Genomic DNA, 15,210 nt, shown 5'->3' with positions numbered 1-15,210 from the left:
CTCTCCATGACACTTCTTAGTCCATCAGTAACTTCGTCGAGAGCTGCAGTCACCAGCGTCACCTAGTGTGTTCGTTTTTTTTTGATCATCGCGCCGGCCCCCACGAAGCCCCCCCCCTCTCTATTCGCCGGCCGCGTCAGATGTGTATAAGAGCCCGCCCCGCGGCCGGCGCCGCGCCCGTCCCGTTCCCGCCGCTCGGCGACCCGTCGACCGAGCACGCGGCGATCGCCGCCGAGTACGCTCACGCGACCGCGCCGCTGCGCAGGCTCGTCGACCGCTGGTCCTCGGAGATCTGCCTCGCCCACGAGGCGGGCGAGCCGGCCCCCGAGTGGCTTCTCGACTCCCTCCTCTCGGTCCCCTCGCTCATGGCGGAGGGTGGGCGCAAGGCGGCCGCCGCCGAGCGCAACGCCATCGGAGCGGTGAGCGCGAAGCTCCTCCTCGGGCACGAGGGCGAGGCCTTCCACGGCGTCATCGTCGAACGGAACGACGCGCGCGGCGACGCCGACCGCGGTCACGTCGTCATCGACGAGCCCGCCGTCCAGGGATCCGTCTTCGCGTCGGACAAGGGCGAGACCCTGCCGCTGGGCGAGCAGACCGCGGTCGTCCTCGCCTCCGCGGACGTCGCCCGGCGAAAGGTCCGATTCAAGTGGAACGGTCCGACCGCCTGACCCGTCCTCGTCGATCTCCGTGGAACGGGCGGTCGTGGCACGCGCGCGCCCGGGTATGAGAGAGTGACCCCGTGCTCTCAGACTCCGTGAAAATGGATCAGACACTGTCGGACCGCGAGATCTTCGAGGACGACCGCCCGCACGACCACTGCGGCGTCTTCGGCGTATGGGCGCCCGGCGAGGACGTCTCGCGCCTCACCTACTTCTCCCTCTACGCGCTCCAGCACCGCGGCCAGCAGTCGGCGGGGATCGCGACCTCGAACGGGGAGCAGATCCTCGTCTACAAGGACCAGGGGCTCGTCAATCAGGTCTTCTCCGAGCAGACGCTCCGCGGGCTCAAGGGGCACGTCGCGCTCGGGCACGTCCGCTACGCGACGACCGGCGCGGACACGTGGCTCAACGCCCAGCCGACGCTCGGGCCGACGAAGACGGGCACGCTCGCCCTCTGCCACAACGGGAATCTCACGAACACGGCGGAGCTGCGCGAGCTCGCCACCTCGATCGCCGATGAGGGCGACGACGTCGAGCGGGGCGCCTCCACCGACACCGCGGTCGTCACGGCCCTCCTCGGGCTCGCCGACCGGATCCCCGGCCCCGTCCCCTTCATCCCGCCCGCCGTCGCCCTCGCCGATCCCATCGCCGAGGGCGATTCCGCATCCGCGGAGCCCCAGACGACGACGGAGGAGCAGCCGGCGCCGCTCATCGGGCCCGCGCTCAAGGTCCTCCCGCGCCTCAAGGGCGCGTTCTCCCTCGTCTTCATGGACGAGAACACGCTCTACGCGGCGCGCGACCCCCACGGCTACCGGCCGCTCGTCCTCGGGCGCCTCTACTCGGGATGGGTCCTCGCCTCCGAGACCGCGGCCCTCGACCTGTGCGGCGCGACCTTCGTCCGCGAGATCGAGCCGGGCGAGCTCGTCGCCATCGACTCGAGCGGCGTCCACTCCCGCCACTTCGCGGTGCGCCGCTCGAACACCTGCGTCTTCGAGTACGTCTACCTCGCCCGCCCGGACACGGTGATCGGCGACCGTCAGATCGTCGCGGCGCGTCGGGAGATGGGCGCGATCCTCGCGGCCGAGTCCCCGGTCGACGCGGACCTCGTCATCCCGACCCCCGAGTCGGGCACGCCCGCCGCGATCGGCTACGCCGAGGCCTCGGGCATCCCCTTCGCCCAGGGCCTCGTGAAGAACGCCTACGTCGGGCGCACCTTCATCCAGCCGACGCAGTCGCTGCGCCAGCTCGGCATCCGCCTCAAGCTCAATCCGCTGCGCGAGGTCATCGAGGGGAAGCGCCTCATCGTCATCGACGACTCGATCGTCCGGGGGAACACGCAGCGCGCCCTCGTGCGGATGCTCCGCGAGGCGGGCGCCGCCGAGGTCCACGTGAAGATCTCCTCGCCACCCGTCGCGTGGCCCTGCTTCTTCGGGATCGACTTCCCGACGAGGGCGGAGCTCATCGCCTCCTCGATGGACGTCGAGGGGGTCCGCGCCTCGATCGGCGCCGATTCCCTCTCCTACCTTTCGATGGAGGGGATGATCCGGGCGACCCGGCAGGGCTCGAGCCTGTGCCTCGGCTGCTTCACGGGCGACTACCCCGAATCGATCCCCAAGGGCACGCCGATCCCCGGTACTCCTGGCGCGACGACATGCTGAGCCCGCACCCGTCCTCCCGCGACACCCGCTCTCTTCCCCTTCGCGACATCCTCACCCCTCCCGCCGAATCAGGAGCAGCCATGAGCGACACCCCCCTCGATTACGCCTCCGCCGGAGTCGACACCGCCGCGGGCGACCGCGCCGTCGAACTCATGAAGGAGGCCGTGTCGCGCACCCACGACGCGACGGTCCTCGGCGCGACGGGCGGCTTCGCCGGCATGGTCGACGCGTCCGCGCTCCTCGGCATGGAGCGGCCCCTGCTCGCGACCTCGACCGACGGCGTCGGCACGAAGATCGCGATCGCGCAGGCGATGGACGTCCACGACACGATCGGGCAGGACCTCGTCGGCATGGTCGTCGACGACATCGTCGTCATCGGTGCGCGCCCCGTCCTCATGACCGACTACATCGCCTGCGGGCACGTCGTCCCGGAGCGGATCGCCGCGATCGTCACCGGCATCGCGCGCGCCTGCGAGGCGACGGGCACGCCCCTCATCGGCGGCGAGACCGCCGAGCACCCCGGCGTCATGGCCCCCGACGACTACGACATCGCGGGCGCGGCGACGGGCGTCGTCGACGCGTCGAAGGTCCTCGGGCCCGAGCGCGTCGCGGACGGCGACGTCCTCATCGCGATGGCGTCCTCCGGCCTCCACTCGAACGGATATTCGCTCGTCCGTTCGGTCGTCGCCCGCACGGGCCTCGCCCTCGACGCGCGGATCGAGGAGTTCGGGCGGACGCTCGGCGAGGAGCTCCTCGAACCGACCCGCCTGTACACGCGCCTGTGCCTCGACCTCGTCGATGCTCTCGGGGCCGGCGAGGGCGCGAGCGGCGTCCACGCGTTCTCGCACGTCACGGGCGGCGGGCTCGGCGCGAACCTCTCGCGCGTCCTCCCCCTCGGCGCGGTCGCCGACGTCGATCGGTCGTCCTGGGCTGTCCCGCCGGTGTTCGACTGGGTGCGCCGCGGCGGCTCGGTGACCTGGGAGGGCATGGAGGACTCGCTCAACCTCGGCGTCGGCATGGTCGGCGTCGTCGGCGCGGACTCCGCCGACGAGGCCCTGCGCCTCGTGAGGGCCGCGGGCGTCGACGCATGGGTGCTCGGAACCGTCGCGAAGGGCGCCGAGCCGGTTCAGCCGTGCGCCGACTTCGAGGGCCGCACGATCTCGGGCACGAAGGGCGTGAACGCGGGCGCGGTCCGCCTGCGCGGACAGTATCGCGTCGGCTGACGCGGGATCGACGAGGCCGGGGCGGGTCGCTCGATCTCAGGGGTCAGTGAGCCTGCGGCTTGGCGGGGACGCCCGCCGCCGGCGGGCTGATCCGCGTGTCGAAGCGCGTGCTCGCGAGTCGTCTGACGGAGAGATCGACGAGTTCGAGGACGAGAGGGGCGAAGTAGATCCTCTGGCCCTTCCGGGAGGTTGATAAGAGGACCCCCGCGCTTTCGAGCATCTGCAATCCCTGATGGGCGGCCTGCGAGGTGACGTTGTGGATCCGGCTCGCCGATCCCGTCGTGAGGACCGGCGTGGAGGGGAGGTCCTCGAGGATCCGGGCCGTCGCCGATGTCGAGCGAAGAGCGCGTTGATGACCCGTCGAGGCGCGCCACTGCGCGAGCTGCTCGTTCCACTTCGCGCGCACTGCGTCAAGGTCCTCGCTCGTACGCTCGGCCTGCTCGGCGGCGACGACGATGGCCCTGGCGAAGAATGCGATCCATTCGGCACGGGCCGCATGGAATGCCTCACCGTTCGGTGCACCGGTGTAGCGGTAGGCCTCGAGGGCGCGCACGTAGTCGTCGCGGAGCGTCGAGAGCACCTGGCTGATCGGAAGGATTGCTCGGGTGGCGAGCCCGCGCCTCATGAGGATGGTGTGGATGAGGGCGCGGCCGACTCGGCCGTTGCCGTCGGCGAAGGGGTGGATCGTCTCGAACTGGGCGTGGACGAGGGCGGCCTGGACGATCGGCGAATGGGCGGCACCGTTCGCGTAGGCGACGAGGTCGTCGAGCAGTGGCCCGAGTCGATCAGGCGCCGGCGGGACGAAGTCCGCCTCGAGCGGGTGGCGTGTTGATCCTCCGATCCAGTTCTGGACGGTGCGCACTCCCTTCACGATCGGATCTCCAGCGACCAGGGCTTCCTGGAGGGAGACGATCTGGTTGAGCGCGATCGTATCCGCCGTGGCGAGTTCGGAGCGGGCGCGTTCGACGACGGTCATGTTGCGTGCGACGAGGTGCGCCTGGTCGCTCGCGCCGAGTGCTCCCTCTCCTTCCGTCGTTTCGAGTTCGGCGAAGGCCACCTGTTTCGTGGCGGGGGCGACGCCTTCGATGCGCGAGGAGGCGATCGCCTCCGACCGGAGCAGGAATCGGGCGATGCCCGCGAGGTCGCGGCTGTCCGTCGAATTCCTCACAGCGCGCTCGGCCTCGGAAACGAGGGCGTCGATGTTCGGAGGGAGGCGCAACGACGTTTCCATGAGGCTGTCGGGGACGTAGGAGCGGTACTCGCCCGATCGTCTCTCGCGGCGCGGCAGTCCTCCGGTGATCGTCGACTCCCAGTACTGGTCGTCCCATCCCGCCATGCCCCCACCTCCCGATGGCTCAACTCTAGAGTCTTATCCTTGATCATCTCTCCTATCTGATCAAGGATAAGGTCTTAAACTTGAGAGTCCGATAGGTCGGGCCAAGGGTAGGAACTACCCTCCTTCGAACTTTCGACACATCGCCCGGACTACCCTGAGGACCATGAGTGCCCGTCCTCCGATCCGCCTGTTCGTCGACACCGCCGAGAGGGAGGCCGCCGAATCCTGGTTGGCCACCGGCATGTTCGCCGGCCTCACGACGAATCCGAAGATCCTCGAGAAGGGCGGGCGGCGCCTCGCCGACATCCCCGAGATCTGGAGGTGGGCGAGGGCCGCGGGCGCCCGCGAGGTCTTCTTCCAGGTGTGGGGCGACACCGCCGAGGAGATGCGCGCCTCGGCGAAGCGGATCCTCGAGGTCGCGCCCGGCGCGACGATCAAGGTCCCCTGCACGCGCGAGGCGATCCGCCTCATCCCCGAGCTCCACGAATCCGGAGTCCGGACCCTGCTCACCGCCGTCTTCTCGGCGAAGCAGGCGCTCATCGCATCCTCGCTCGGCGTCACCTACCTCGCGCCCTACTTCCATCAGATGCAGGCACAGGGCCGCGACGCCCTCGCCGAGGTCGCCCGCATGGTCGACGTCATCCCCCAGGACGGGTCCGGGCCGATGATCCTCGCGGCCTCGTTCCGCTCTCCGCGCGAACTCGTCGACCTCGCGGGCGTCGGCGTCCGCGCCTTCACGGTGTCGCCCGCGACGCTCGACGAGCTCTTCGACGACGAGCTCACCGACGCGACGGTCGCGATGTTCGGGGAGTGCGCGCGGCGGATCTCCTGAAGCGTCGCCGCCGGAAGAGCGGCGCTCCCTTCGGGGCGCCGACTCCGAGCGTCCGCGTCGCGGCCCGCGGCGCTCGCCTCAGTGGCAGGAGTGCTCTGAGGCGAGCCAGGCCCGGGCGGCGGGCAGCGCGTCGTCGGACTCCTCATCGGGAACGAGCGGCGAATCGCCGTATTCCTCGCCCGCGCGGTCCCGGTCGTTCGCGACCGTGATCATCACGAGCGCCTTGTCCGGCATCTCGAAGGCGAGGTTCGCCGAGGCGTAGCCGGCCGTCGACCGCCCGAAGAAGCGGGTGTTCGGCAGACCCTTGAAGGCGATCGCCGCCGCCTCGCCGGACGAGGCCGTGCCCGCGTCGACGAGGACGGCCGTCGGAACGATGTACGTGCCGACGCCCTCGACCTTCGTCGGAGTCCCTCCGCCGGAGACCGCCCCGCCGGACACGGTGACCGGCGTCGAATGGGTGCGCGTCGCGAACTCGAGGGCCGTCCCGTCGGGCAGAAGCGGCGAGAGCCCGGCGACCATCGGCCCCATGTCGCCGCCGCCATTGCCGCGCAGATCGACGATCGCGCCGCACGCACCGGCCCTCAGCGCCGTGTCGAGCCCCTTGCCGAGGGCGTCCGCGTACTTCTGGACGTTCCCCGTGAAGCCGTCGAACTCGGGAACGGTCGCGGTGACGACGCCGCCGGCGACCTTGACCGAGGGGTCCTGCGCGGGTGTGAGCTTCGAGTACCGGGCGCGCTTCTCGGCGTCGACGATCCCCGAGTGCTTCCCGCCCGCGGCCTTGAGAGCGGCGTCGAGGGCGGCGTGGACCTCCGCGGTCGAGCCCGCAGTGCGGGCGACCTCGAGGGCCTTCGCGCGGGCCGCGGCGTACTCCGGGGAATCCGCGTGGAGCGCGCTGCGATCGGCCATCTCGAGGACGGTCGACGCGTAGCGCTCCGGGGAGGGCGGCAGGAGGAAGAGCGGCCGCTGCGCGAGCGCGATCCCGAGCGTCGGCCCGAGCGCCCACGCGCCCGTCAGTCCGGCGACGAGGACGAGGGCGGCGGCTGAGGAGAGGAGGACCTTGAGGGATCTGCGCATGTTACGACCGTATCGACGGACGCGGGCGCGAACCATCGGGGATCGGCCCGAATTCCCCCGGGGATCCGATGGGGGAGTTCCCGGCCTCGTCGATGAGGACCGCGCACGAGGCCGGGGCGGTGAACCCGCGAAGAGGGACCGAATGCGACGAAGGGCCGGAGCGCGCCCGCGGGCGCACCCCGGCCCTCGCCGAAGGTCAGAAGGAAGACGCGAAACCGGGAGGTCCCGGCGTCACTTCTTCGGAGGATCGATCCAGTAGTCCTCGTCCATCTCGGGGGAGTCGTCGTCCTCGTCGTCGTCCGCGTAGTCCGCGTACTTGGAGTAGAGGTCGTCGTCCTCTTCGTCCTGCTCCTCGGCGTCGTCCTCGTACTCCTCGTAGGAGTGCTCAGAGGATGCGAGCTCGCGCTGCAGGGCATCGAGATCGGTATCAGGACTGAAGTACTTCAGCTTGCGAGCGACTTTCGTCTGCTTGGCCTTTTGACGGCCGCGCCCCATGGCGTCGACCCCCTCCGCGTAGTTCGGGTCCGCGCAAGGCGGTTCCCTGGATGATCAGAATGTGTCGTGGGACCATCATAGCCACACGACGGGGCCCTCCTCATACGCGGAAGGGCCCGTGTGCCCGGCGTCATGCACGATCCGGAGGCGCCGGATCGGCGGGATCAGGAACGTTCAGCGGCGGCCGCGGACGATCCTCAGGACGACGAGCGCGGCGACGGCCGCGACTCCGGCGGCGACGTAGCCGACCCTCTTGAGGGCCTCGGAGTCCCCGTCTTTCGCGTCCTGGACGGTCTGCGCGGCGAGGGCCTTGAACTCGGTCGCCTTCGTCTTCGCGGACTCCTTCGCCTGCCCGACGAGGTAGTCGGGCTGAACGCGCCCGAAGAGCTCGTCGACGGTGGCCGTCATCCGGGCGCGGGTCTCGGCGAGTTCGGCGAGGATCTGCTCCTCGGTGCGGTCGCTCGGCGTGCTCTGCTCGCTCACTTGCCCAGGCCTTTCTTCAGCGCGTTGATATCTCGGGTGAGCCCTTCCTTCGGGTCGGGCTTGTGGGCCTGGCTCTTCTTCAGCAGCGCGGCGCCGACTGCGGCGAGGATCGCGACGATGAGGAGGAGGATGCCCGTCGTGATGAGGGCGGCGGCCCAGGCGGGCAGCGCCGCGGCGATCGCGACCTCGATGGTGTGAAAGACCCAGCCGACAAGGTAGAGCGCGAGGACGCCGGCGACCGCGAGGAGCGCGCCCCCGACGCCGGCCTTTTTGAAGAAGTTCTTCGCCTTCACCTTGTTGAGCTCGATCTCGCCGTTGACGAGGGTCGTCACCTGCGAGGAGAGGGTCGCGAACAGCTCGCCCATGGTCGCGGGGCGCTTCGGTTCGTCGAAGGCGCGCGCCGTCGCCTGCGCGGCGGTCTCGGCGGGCCCGAGCGGCTCGATCGGTGTCGTCATCGCAGGCACTCGCTTCCTGAATCGACGGTCGCGGCCCGGCCGCGATGGGGTCTCCAGTTTCTCACGATCGCGGGGTTTCCGCAGTCCCCGGGGATCGGCCCCTAGTCCTCGGGGACGATCGGGCCGGGGAGATCCTCGAGGATCCTCCGGGCGCGATCGATGACCTCGGCCTGCTCGGGCGTCGGGGACGCAGGAGGCGACGACTCCTCCGGCAGGGGAGCGGTGCGCGCGTCCGACGCCGTGAAGACCGCGTCGGGATCGTGCGCCGGATGGGCGGGCCCCGAGCGGGCGAGGAGGCGGATCGCCTGCGTGATCGGGTCCGGATCATCGCCGCGCCGGGGAAGGGGGCGCTCGGCGGAGGGGCCGGTCGAGGCGGCCGCCCCGCCCGCGGACGATCGACCTGTCTCGTTCGCGTCGCCCGCGTCGGTCGCAGCGGGGGCGTCAGGGACGTCGGGGCCGGGCCGGGCCGGCTGCGCCTCCTCCGACTCCGGTGCCGCTTCGTGCGCGACCTCCTGCTCCCGCGCCTGCTCGGCCGGCGTCGGAGTCACGGGATGGAAGACGGGGCGGCGCGGGCGGTCCTCCGCCGCCCCCTCAGTGCTCCGATCCTCCGCATCCAGGGGTTTCTCGCCGAGCGCGTCCGGGACGGCCGGCTCGACGGACGATTCGGTTCCGGCCGACTCGTCGGTCGGAGTCCCGGCGAGGCGCGGCGTCTGCGTCTCGGCGAGGGAGACTGCGCCGCGATCGGCGACCGGCTCGTCCGCCTCCGTGCCCGCGTTCACGGCCCCGTCCTCGTCGATCGCGGAGGGCAGAGCGGAGGGGACGGGTCCGAGGATCGTCGCGGGGTCCTCCGCGCCGGTGCCGAGCGCCTCGCGGACCGCGGCCTCGGTCGGGGCGACGAGGTCGGCGCTCACGCGGCCGTCGCGCAGGAGGATCGCCCGGTCGGCGTGCGCGGCGAACTCCGGATCGGCGGTCGAGATGAGGATCGTCGAACCGTGCGAGGCGAGGACGCGCAGGAGATCGACCGAGGCGCGGCGGTCGGGTGCGGGCAGGTGCACGGGATCCTCGACGAGGACGACGTCGCCGCCGCACACGATCGCGCGCGCGAGCAGGAGGCGGAAGCGGTCCGCAGCCGAAAGGCCCGTCACGGGCTCATCGACGAGGGCCGTAAGGCCGGCGGTCGCGATCGCGGAGGCGAACTGGCCGGCGCCCGCGAGGACGCCCGTGAGGGCGAGCGGAAGGACCAGATTCTCCTGGACGGTAAGGGTCGAGTCGAGGGGGGAGGTCTCGTGGACGAGGGCGACGGTGCCGATCCGGTCGCCGCGGCGAGGACCCCTCGAACGGGCGTCGACGCGCCCCCTGATCGGGACCTCGAGGCCGGCGACGAGGCGGAAGAGCGCGCGGGAGCGCACGCCGGTCGGATCGACGATCGCGGTGACGGACCCGGCGCGGAAACCGAGATCGACGCGGTCGAGGACTCGGGCGCCGGTCTCCGGGGCTTCGGCGGAGACGCCCTCGCAGTAGACGCTCACGGAGCCGCCGGGACCCGCGGCCGCGTGGGCCCTGCGGGACCGCCACCAGGGCTTCGGGTCGAGGCTTCCCATCGATGAGGTCATGCCCGCATTGTTCCAGGTCGCCGCCGAGGACTCACGCGAACGCGGCCGGGCGGGGCAGGGTCGCGAGGACGGGGAGGGCCCGCCTCGTTCACAGGAGCGGGTCGGCCGCCCACGCGAGAAGGCCGCCCGCGAAGACGACCGCCCAAGCCGGCGCCTTGTAGAAGCGCAGTGCGGCGAAGGCGAGGAGGGCGAGGGCGACGTCCGCGGGCGTCAGGATCGCCGCCGTCCACACCGGATGGTAGAGAGCGGCGAGGAGGATCCCGACGACGCCCGCATTGATCCCGGCGAGCGCCAGGCGAGCGCGGGGCAGCGCCGCGAGCCGGTCCCACAGGGGGAGGGAGCCGAGGACGAGGAGGAAGCTCGGAAGGAAGATCGCGACCGTCGCGAGCAGGGCTCCGGCCGCTCCCGAAGGGCTCCCCGAGGAGGCGGCGCCGAGGAAGGACGCGAGCGTGAACAGGGGCCCGGGCACAGCCTGCGCGGCGCCGTAGCCGGCGAGGAAGGTCGCGTCGTCGACCCAGCCGGCGGGGACGACCTCGTGCTGGAGGAGCGGGAGGACGACGTGCCCGCCGCCGAAGACGAGCGAGCCCGTCCGGAAGAACGTGTCGGCCATCGCGAGGGGCTGGCCGCCGATCGCGAGGCGCGCCAGCGGCAGACCGATGAGGAGCGCGCCGAAGAGGCCGAGGCTCACGGCGCTGACGAGCGGGATCCGGCGCCGGGTCTCGCTCAGGGTGTTCATGCGGCACCCCCGCTCTCCGTTCGCCTCCGATGGGGCGACCGCCCCGCCCTCGTCGATCGGCCGGGGGAGGAGCAGCCCGATGACCGCGGACGCCCCGATGGCGAGGAACTGGATCCACGCGGCGGGAACGAGGAGGACGAGGGCCGCGGAGACGATCATCAGCGTGAGGCGCGGGACGTCCGGGCAGGCCGAGCGGGCCATCTGCGCGACGGCGTGGGCGACGACCGCGACCGCGACGACGAGAACGCCGTGGATCGCGGTCTCGGGGACCGGGAGCGCGCCCGACGCGAGGCCCGTTCCGACGAGGGCGAGCGCGATCGCCGAGGGGGCGGTGAAGCCGAGCCAGGCGGCGATCGATCCGGGGATGCCGGCCCGTCGATATCCGAGGGCGATCCCCACCTGGCTCGACGCCGGGCCCGGGAGGAACTGGCAGAGGGCGACCGTGTCGAGATAGTCGCGCTCGCTCAACCAGCGGCGCCGCTCGACGCATTCGTCGCGGAAGAACGAGAGGTGAGCGACGGGGCCGCCGAAGGACGTGAGTCCGAGACGGAGGAAGACGAGGAGGACCGTCCACGCGGAGTCGGGGCGGGCGGGGACGGAGGAGGCGGCGCTCGCGGTTCCGTCGGGCACGGGATCGATGGGCTCGGCGGAGGGTGTCGGGCTGGGCATCCTCGCTCGCTACGGGACCGAGGTGAACGGGCGGTGACGGGGCTCCCTCCCCCGTCGACGTCGCGCGTCCCGGGCTGCGAGGTCATGCACTCGGGAGTGATCCGGGCTGTCGGAGATCCCCTCGATGGCCGAAGGTGATGCTCTCGACGGGAGCGGGAGTGGGAGTGGGCGGTTGGGAACGAGGAAGCCCCCGAAGCGAAAGCTTCGGGGGCTTGCTGGTGGCTCCGACCGGCGTCGATCCGGTGACCTTTCGATTTTCAGTCGAACGCTCTACCAACTGAGCTACAGAGCCATGACCCGGACCAACCGGTCTGGTCGGCGACCCCGACGGGACTTGAACCCGCGACCTCCGCCGTGACAGGGCGGCGCGCTAACCAACTGCGCTACGGGGCCTTACAACAGGTAAGACCTATTGAGTTATCTCCGCTTGCGACTCGTCTCGCATCGCGCTGGGAGTGTACCCCCAACGGGATTCGAACCCGTGTCGCCGCCGTGAAAGGGCGGTGTCCTAGGCCGCTAGACGATGGGGGCCCGTTCCGGCCACCGCAGTGGCGTCCGAAGACGAGGAAGAGCATATGCAATAAGTCGACTGGAACGCAAAACGGTTCCCGGTGAGCCCTCTCACAGGCCCCGCCCTCGTGCATCGGAGGACCCCGCGCGGCCCACAGGAAACCCGAAGGGGGCGCCTCTAGGCTGGGGCCATGACACCGATCGACTCCGCCCTGAAGGCGCTCGGATTCGCGTCCGCAACCGCGGATTCGCCGCAATCCGCCGCCGATGCCGCAGTGAGCGACGCCTTCGACATCTTCTCCCTCCTCCTCGGCTCCGTCGTCGGGGTCGTCGTCGGATTCGTCGGCGCGGCGGTCCTGTCCGCCGTGTTCAAGAGGCTTCTGCGGCGCTGGCCCGTGGGCTCCGCCCTCGTCAAGCGGATCCGCACGCCCCTCTACATCACGCTCATGTCGTGGGGCGCGTGGTTCGGACTCGAGTGGATGCTCCAGGGCGCCGACCTCTCCCAGTGGTCGAACGGCGCGCTCGTGTCGTCCGTGACGCACCTCATCCTCATCCTCGCGATCGGCGCGATGACGGGGATCGCCTACGCCGCGGCCTGGGTGTTCGAGGACGCCGCGCGGCTCAGGCAGAGCGCCGACCACGGCCGCGCCCGTCGCTTCGAGACGCAGGCGCAGGTGATCCGCCGCCTCATCCAGGTGATCGTCGTCATCGTCGGGATCGTCGCGATCCTCTCGACCTTCGCGGCGGCCCGTCAGGCGATGGCGACCCTCCTCGCGTCCGCGGGTCTCATCTCCGTCATCGCCGGCCTCGCCGCCCAGCAGACGCTGGGCAATGTCTTCGCGGGGATCCAGCTCGCATTCACGGACGCGATCCGCGTCGGCGACGTCGTCGTCGCGAACCAGAAGGGCGAATCCGGCGCGATCGAGGAGATCACGCTCTCCTACATCGTCGTCCGCCTCTGGGACGAGCGCCGCCTCATCGTCCCCTCCACCTACTTCACGTCGACGAGCTTCGAGAACTGGACGCGCCGCGCCGCCGCCCAGCTCGGCACGGTCGAGGTCCAGCTCGACTGGGCCGCCCCCATGGCGCTCATCCGGCAGAAGGTCGAGCAGATCCTCGCGACGACCGACCTGTGGGACGGGCGCACGTGGAACGTCCAGATGACCGCCTCGGACACCTCGACGGTCACCGTCCGCATCCTCGTGTCCGCGAAGAACTCCGGCTCGCTATGGGATCTGCGCTGCTACATTCGCGAGCACCTCATCGCGTGGATCGTCGCCGAGGAGCCGTGGGTCCGCCCCGCCTCGCGGATCCAGCCGCAGGAGCCGGTCTCGGTCCCGAAGGACACCTCGCGCGCCGAGGTCGCGGCCCTCGCCGCGGAGCTCACCCGCATCGCCGGGGACACGTCCTCTTCGGTCTCCCACGAGGGCGAGGCGAGCGCGCTCGAGGCCGCCGCAGAGGTTCTCTCCGGCGACTCCGCCGACTCCGAGGCCGTCCACGCCGCCCGCATGGTCGCCGCGCGCCGCAAGGCGAAGCGGGCTCGCAGGCGGGCGATGGCCGACCGCATGCGCGACCTCGCCGACGCGCACGCCCCCGAGGCGCCCGGCGCCCCCACCCAGGTGATGACGCGCGGCACGCTCGAGAGGATCGTTGCGGGAGCTTCGGGAATCCCCTCCTTCGGCGGCGCCGCCTCCTCGATCGACGAGGGCGCGGCGGGCGCTTCCTCCGGGGGAGCGAACGGGCCGGCGGCCCCGGCCTCGTCGTCCGCGGAAGGCGCGCCGAGCTCTTCGGCGACCGCCGTGCTGCCGACCGTGACGAGCGGCGGGCGGGGCGAGCGGCTGTACTCGGGGTCGCCGGACGCCGAGGAGCGCTCCGAGATCTTCGCGGGCCCGGGCGAGGAGGCGCTCGCCGAGCGCGAGGCCGTCGCCAAGCGCCGCGAGGCCGAGGCGAAGGGCCGCCAGGAGGACTGAGCGACGACCGGTTGCCGGCCGCCGGTAATGCCGTCGGCGGGGGAAAGGTGATGCTCTCGATGCGCGAACGTGATGCTCTCGACGCCGCAAGGTGATGCTCTCGTGCGGAGTCATGCGTCGTGGCCGGCGAGGTCGTGCGCCGGCCGTCGGCCCCGTCCGAATGGAGTGCTCGAGTAGCGCCTCTGCACCCCTACGGTGGACGATTGCAGCATGACTGAATTCCCGAGCCTCGCCGACGCCTCCTCGCTCACCGACGCGGACTGGCGGCGCATCCTCACCCCGATGCAGTACCACGTCCTCCGCGAGGCCGGGACCGAGCGCCCCTTCACCGGGGAGCTCCTCGACGAGCACCGCGAGGGGAAGTACCGCTGCGCGGCCTGCGGCGCCGAACTCTTCGACGCGACGACGAAGTTCGAGTCCCACTGCGGGTGGCCGAGCTTCTACCAGGCGAAGGACTCGTCGACGACCGAGCTCACCGACACCTCGCACGGCATGGTCCGCACCGAGGTCCGCTGCACGAACTGCGGGTCGCACCTCGGCCACGTCTTCCCCGACGCCCCCGACCAGCCGACGGGGCGCCGCTACTGCATGAACTCCGCCGCGCTCGTCTTCGTCCCCACCGGCGAATGAGCCCGCGGGCGCTCGATCGCGTCCCGGCCCAGGCGCTCATCGTCGTCGACGCCCTCATCCAGTACGTCGGCGCTGCGGTCGCCATCGGGATCTTCTCCCTCGTCGAACCCGCCTCCGTCGCGTGGTGGCGCGTCCTCGTGGGCGCGCTCGTCCTCCTCGCTTGGCGACGCCCGTGGCGCCACCGCTGGACCGCCCGCGAGCTCGGAGCCGCCGCCGTCTTCGGCGCGTTCATCATCCTCATGAACGCGACGTTCTACGAGGCGATCTCGCGTCTGCCGCTCGGCGCCGCCGTGTCCCTCGAATTCCTCGGCCCCGTCCTCGTCGCGGTGCTGCGGGGCCGCGGGTGGGCGCCGCGCGTGGCGGCGGTCCTCGCCTTCGCGGGCGTCGCCTCGATCTCGGGGCTCGGCATCGATCTTTCGGACCCGGAGGTCCGGGTCGGCGTCGTGTGGATCCTCGCGGCGGCGGGAGCGTGGGCGGGCTACATCATCGTCGGCCAGTCGATCGCCTCGAAGCGCTCGGGCGTCACGAACCTCTCGGTCGCCCTCGCCTTCGCCGCCCTGCTGTCCGCGCCGCTCCTCGCCCACGGCGGCATCGCGCCCATCCACTCGTGGGGGCTCGTCGGAGCGCTCGTCGCGGTCGGCGTCCTCTCGACGGCGATCCCCTTCAGCATCGAGGCGGTCGCGATGTCGCGCCTGTCGGCCGCGACCTACGCCCTGTTCGCCGCGCTCATGCCCGCGACCTCGGCGGTCGTCGGGGCGGTGCTCCTGCGCCAGATCCCGACCTTCGGCGAGCTCGCCGGCCTCGTCCTCATCTCGATCGCCGTGTGGATCGCCTCGTCGCCGGTCTTCAACCGCGCCTGAGGGAAGC

Annotated in this window: 14 protein-coding genes and 3 tRNA genes; 7 read left to right on the top strand and 10 right to left on the bottom strand. The window is 71.3% G+C overall.

Annotated elements, in window-relative coordinates; translation table 11 throughout:
* The first annotated feature begins 140 nt into the window (after positions 1-140).
* The 3 genes from DY157_RS07295 (at position 141) to purM (ending at position 3,540) form a co-directional block, all read left to right on the top strand.
* Positions 141-668 carry a ribonuclease R family protein gene (locus tag DY157_RS07295; protein ID WP_115728017.1) on the top strand — a complete coding sequence of 176 codons (528 nt, stop codon included), beginning with the start codon at positions 141-143 and terminating at the stop codon, positions 666-668.
* Between the two features lie 92 nt (positions 669-760).
* Complete coding sequence (gene purF / locus DY157_RS07290) at positions 761-2,317, top strand: amidophosphoribosyltransferase (protein WP_115728016.1); 1,557 nt, start codon at positions 761-763, stop codon at positions 2,315-2,317.
* An 80-nt stretch (positions 2,318-2,397) separates the two neighbouring features.
* Positions 2,398-3,540 (top strand): phosphoribosylformylglycinamidine cyclo-ligase, encoded by a 1,143-nt coding sequence (purM, locus tag DY157_RS07285; RefSeq protein ID WP_115728015.1) that lies wholly within the window; start codon positions 2,398-2,400, stop codon positions 3,538-3,540.
* Between the two features lie 43 nt (positions 3,541-3,583).
* On the opposite strand, the gene DY157_RS07280 is transcribed toward purM, so the two are convergent.
* Positions 3,584-4,876 (bottom strand): Fic family protein, encoded by a 1,293-nt coding sequence (locus DY157_RS07280; RefSeq protein WP_115728014.1) that lies wholly within the window; start codon positions 4,874-4,876, stop codon positions 3,584-3,586.
* Positions 4,877-5,039: 163 nt separating this feature from the next.
* Between DY157_RS07280 and DY157_RS07275 the strand changes: the two genes are divergently transcribed.
* Positions 5,040-5,708 carry a transaldolase family protein gene (locus DY157_RS07275; RefSeq protein WP_115728013.1) on the top strand — a complete coding sequence of 223 codons (669 nt, stop codon included), beginning with the start codon at positions 5,040-5,042 and terminating at the stop codon, positions 5,706-5,708.
* A gap of 78 nt (positions 5,709-5,786) precedes the next feature.
* Here DY157_RS07275 and DY157_RS07270 read toward each other — a convergent pair whose 3' ends face one another.
* From DY157_RS07270 to DY157_RS07230, 9 genes are all read right to left on the bottom strand, one after another.
* On the bottom strand, positions 5,787-6,782 hold the full coding sequence (locus DY157_RS07270) for a S41 family peptidase (RefSeq protein ID WP_115728012.1): 996 nt from the start codon (positions 6,780-6,782) through the stop codon (positions 5,787-5,789).
* 231 nt (positions 6,783-7,013) lie between these two features.
* Complete coding sequence (locus DY157_RS07265) at positions 7,014-7,277, bottom strand: DUF3073 domain-containing protein (RefSeq protein ID WP_115728011.1); 264 nt, start codon at positions 7,275-7,277, stop codon at positions 7,014-7,016.
* Between the two features lie 174 nt (positions 7,278-7,451).
* Positions 7,452-7,760: a DUF3618 domain-containing protein gene (locus tag DY157_RS07260; protein WP_115728010.1), complete on the bottom strand. Its 309-nt coding sequence runs from the start codon at positions 7,758-7,760 to the stop codon at positions 7,452-7,454.
* Positions 7,757-8,215 (bottom strand): phage holin family protein, encoded by a 459-nt coding sequence (locus DY157_RS07255; RefSeq protein WP_115728009.1) that lies wholly within the window; start codon positions 8,213-8,215, stop codon positions 7,757-7,759. The genes DY157_RS07260 and DY157_RS07255 overlap by 4 nt, the downstream gene beginning before the upstream one ends.
* A 101-nt stretch (positions 8,216-8,316) precedes the next feature.
* Positions 8,317-9,828: an ATP-binding cassette domain-containing protein gene (locus DY157_RS07250; protein WP_115728008.1), complete on the bottom strand. Its 1,512-nt coding sequence runs from the start codon at positions 9,826-9,828 to the stop codon at positions 8,317-8,319.
* Between the two features lie 88 nt (positions 9,829-9,916).
* Entirely contained in the window at positions 9,917-11,233 is a 1,317-nt protein-coding gene (gene chrA / locus DY157_RS07245; RefSeq protein WP_115728007.1) for a chromate efflux transporter, read from the bottom strand.
* 216 nt (positions 11,234-11,449) lie between these two features.
* Positions 11,450-11,525 (bottom strand) — tRNA-Phe (locus tag DY157_RS07240).
* Positions 11,526-11,552: 27 nt separating this feature from the next.
* Positions 11,553-11,626, bottom strand: a tRNA-Asp gene (locus DY157_RS07235).
* Between the two features lie 65 nt (positions 11,627-11,691).
* Positions 11,692-11,764: transfer RNA gene (locus tag DY157_RS07230), tRNA-Glu, on the bottom strand.
* Between the two features lie 170 nt (positions 11,765-11,934).
* Here DY157_RS07230 and DY157_RS07225 point away from each other — a divergent pair.
* The 3 genes from DY157_RS07225 (at position 11,935) to DY157_RS07215 (ending at position 15,203) form a co-directional block, all read left to right on the top strand.
* Positions 11,935-13,713 (top strand): mechanosensitive ion channel family protein, encoded by a 1,779-nt coding sequence (locus DY157_RS07225; protein ID WP_115728006.1) that lies wholly within the window; start codon positions 11,935-11,937, stop codon positions 13,711-13,713.
* A 210-nt stretch (positions 13,714-13,923) separates the two neighbouring features.
* Complete coding sequence (gene msrB, locus DY157_RS07220; RefSeq protein WP_115728005.1) at positions 13,924-14,343, top strand: peptide-methionine (R)-S-oxide reductase MsrB; 420 nt, start codon at positions 13,924-13,926, stop codon at positions 14,341-14,343.
* Positions 14,340-15,203: an EamA family transporter gene (locus tag DY157_RS07215; RefSeq protein WP_115728004.1), complete on the top strand. Its 864-nt coding sequence runs from the start codon at positions 14,340-14,342 to the stop codon at positions 15,201-15,203. Before msrB ends, DY157_RS07215 begins: the two co-directional genes overlap by 4 nt.
* The last annotated feature ends 7 nt before the right edge of the window (positions 15,204-15,210 follow it).

The sequence above is a fragment of the Actinomyces culturomici genome, assembly GCF_900499005.1.
In the GTDB taxonomy this organism is placed as follows: Bacteria; Actinomycetota; Actinomycetes; order Actinomycetales; family Actinomycetaceae; genus Pauljensenia; species Pauljensenia culturomici.
The sequence above is the reverse complement of the archived record's forward strand: the minus strand, read 5'-3'. Positions and strand labels throughout refer to the sequence as shown.

Bases quoted from the DNA above. Each gene is read 5' to 3' on its own strand.
- DY157_RS07255 (WP_115728009.1), bottom strand. From the start codon at position 8,215: ATGACGACACCGATCGAGCCGCTCGGGCCCGCCGAGACCGCCGCGCAG.
- chrA (WP_115728007.1), bottom strand. From the start codon at position 11,233: ATGCCCAGCCCGACACCCTCCGCCGAGCCCATCGATCCCGTGCCCGAC.
- DY157_RS07270 (WP_115728012.1), bottom strand. From the start codon at position 6,782: ATGCGCAGATCCCTCAAGGTCCTCCTCTCCTCAGCCGCCGCCCTCGTC.
- DY157_RS07225 (WP_115728006.1), top strand. From the start codon at position 11,935: ATGACACCGATCGACTCCGCCCTGAAGGCGCTCGGATTCGCGTCCGCA.
- msrB (WP_115728005.1), top strand. From the start codon at position 13,924: ATGACTGAATTCCCGAGCCTCGCCGACGCCTCCTCGCTCACCGACGCG.
- DY157_RS07295 (WP_115728017.1), top strand. From the start codon at position 141: ATGTGTATAAGAGCCCGCCCCGCGGCCGGCGCCGCGCCCGTCCCGTTC.
- DY157_RS07265 (WP_115728011.1), bottom strand. From the start codon at position 7,277: ATGGGGCGCGGCCGTCAAAAGGCCAAGCAGACGAAAGTCGCTCGCAAG.
- DY157_RS07280 (WP_115728014.1), bottom strand. From the start codon at position 4,876: ATGGCGGGATGGGACGACCAGTACTGGGAGTCGACGATCACCGGAGGA.
- DY157_RS07215 (WP_115728004.1), top strand. From the start codon at position 14,340: ATGAGCCCGCGGGCGCTCGATCGCGTCCCGGCCCAGGCGCTCATCGTC.
- purM (WP_115728015.1), top strand. From the start codon at position 2,398: ATGAGCGACACCCCCCTCGATTACGCCTCCGCCGGAGTCGACACCGCC.
- DY157_RS07250 (WP_115728008.1), bottom strand. From the start codon at position 9,828: ATGACCTCATCGATGGGAAGCCTCGACCCGAAGCCCTGGTGGCGGTCC.
- purF (WP_115728016.1), top strand. From the start codon at position 761: ATGGATCAGACACTGTCGGACCGCGAGATCTTCGAGGACGACCGCCCG.
- DY157_RS07275 (WP_115728013.1), top strand. From the start codon at position 5,040: ATGAGTGCCCGTCCTCCGATCCGCCTGTTCGTCGACACCGCCGAGAGG.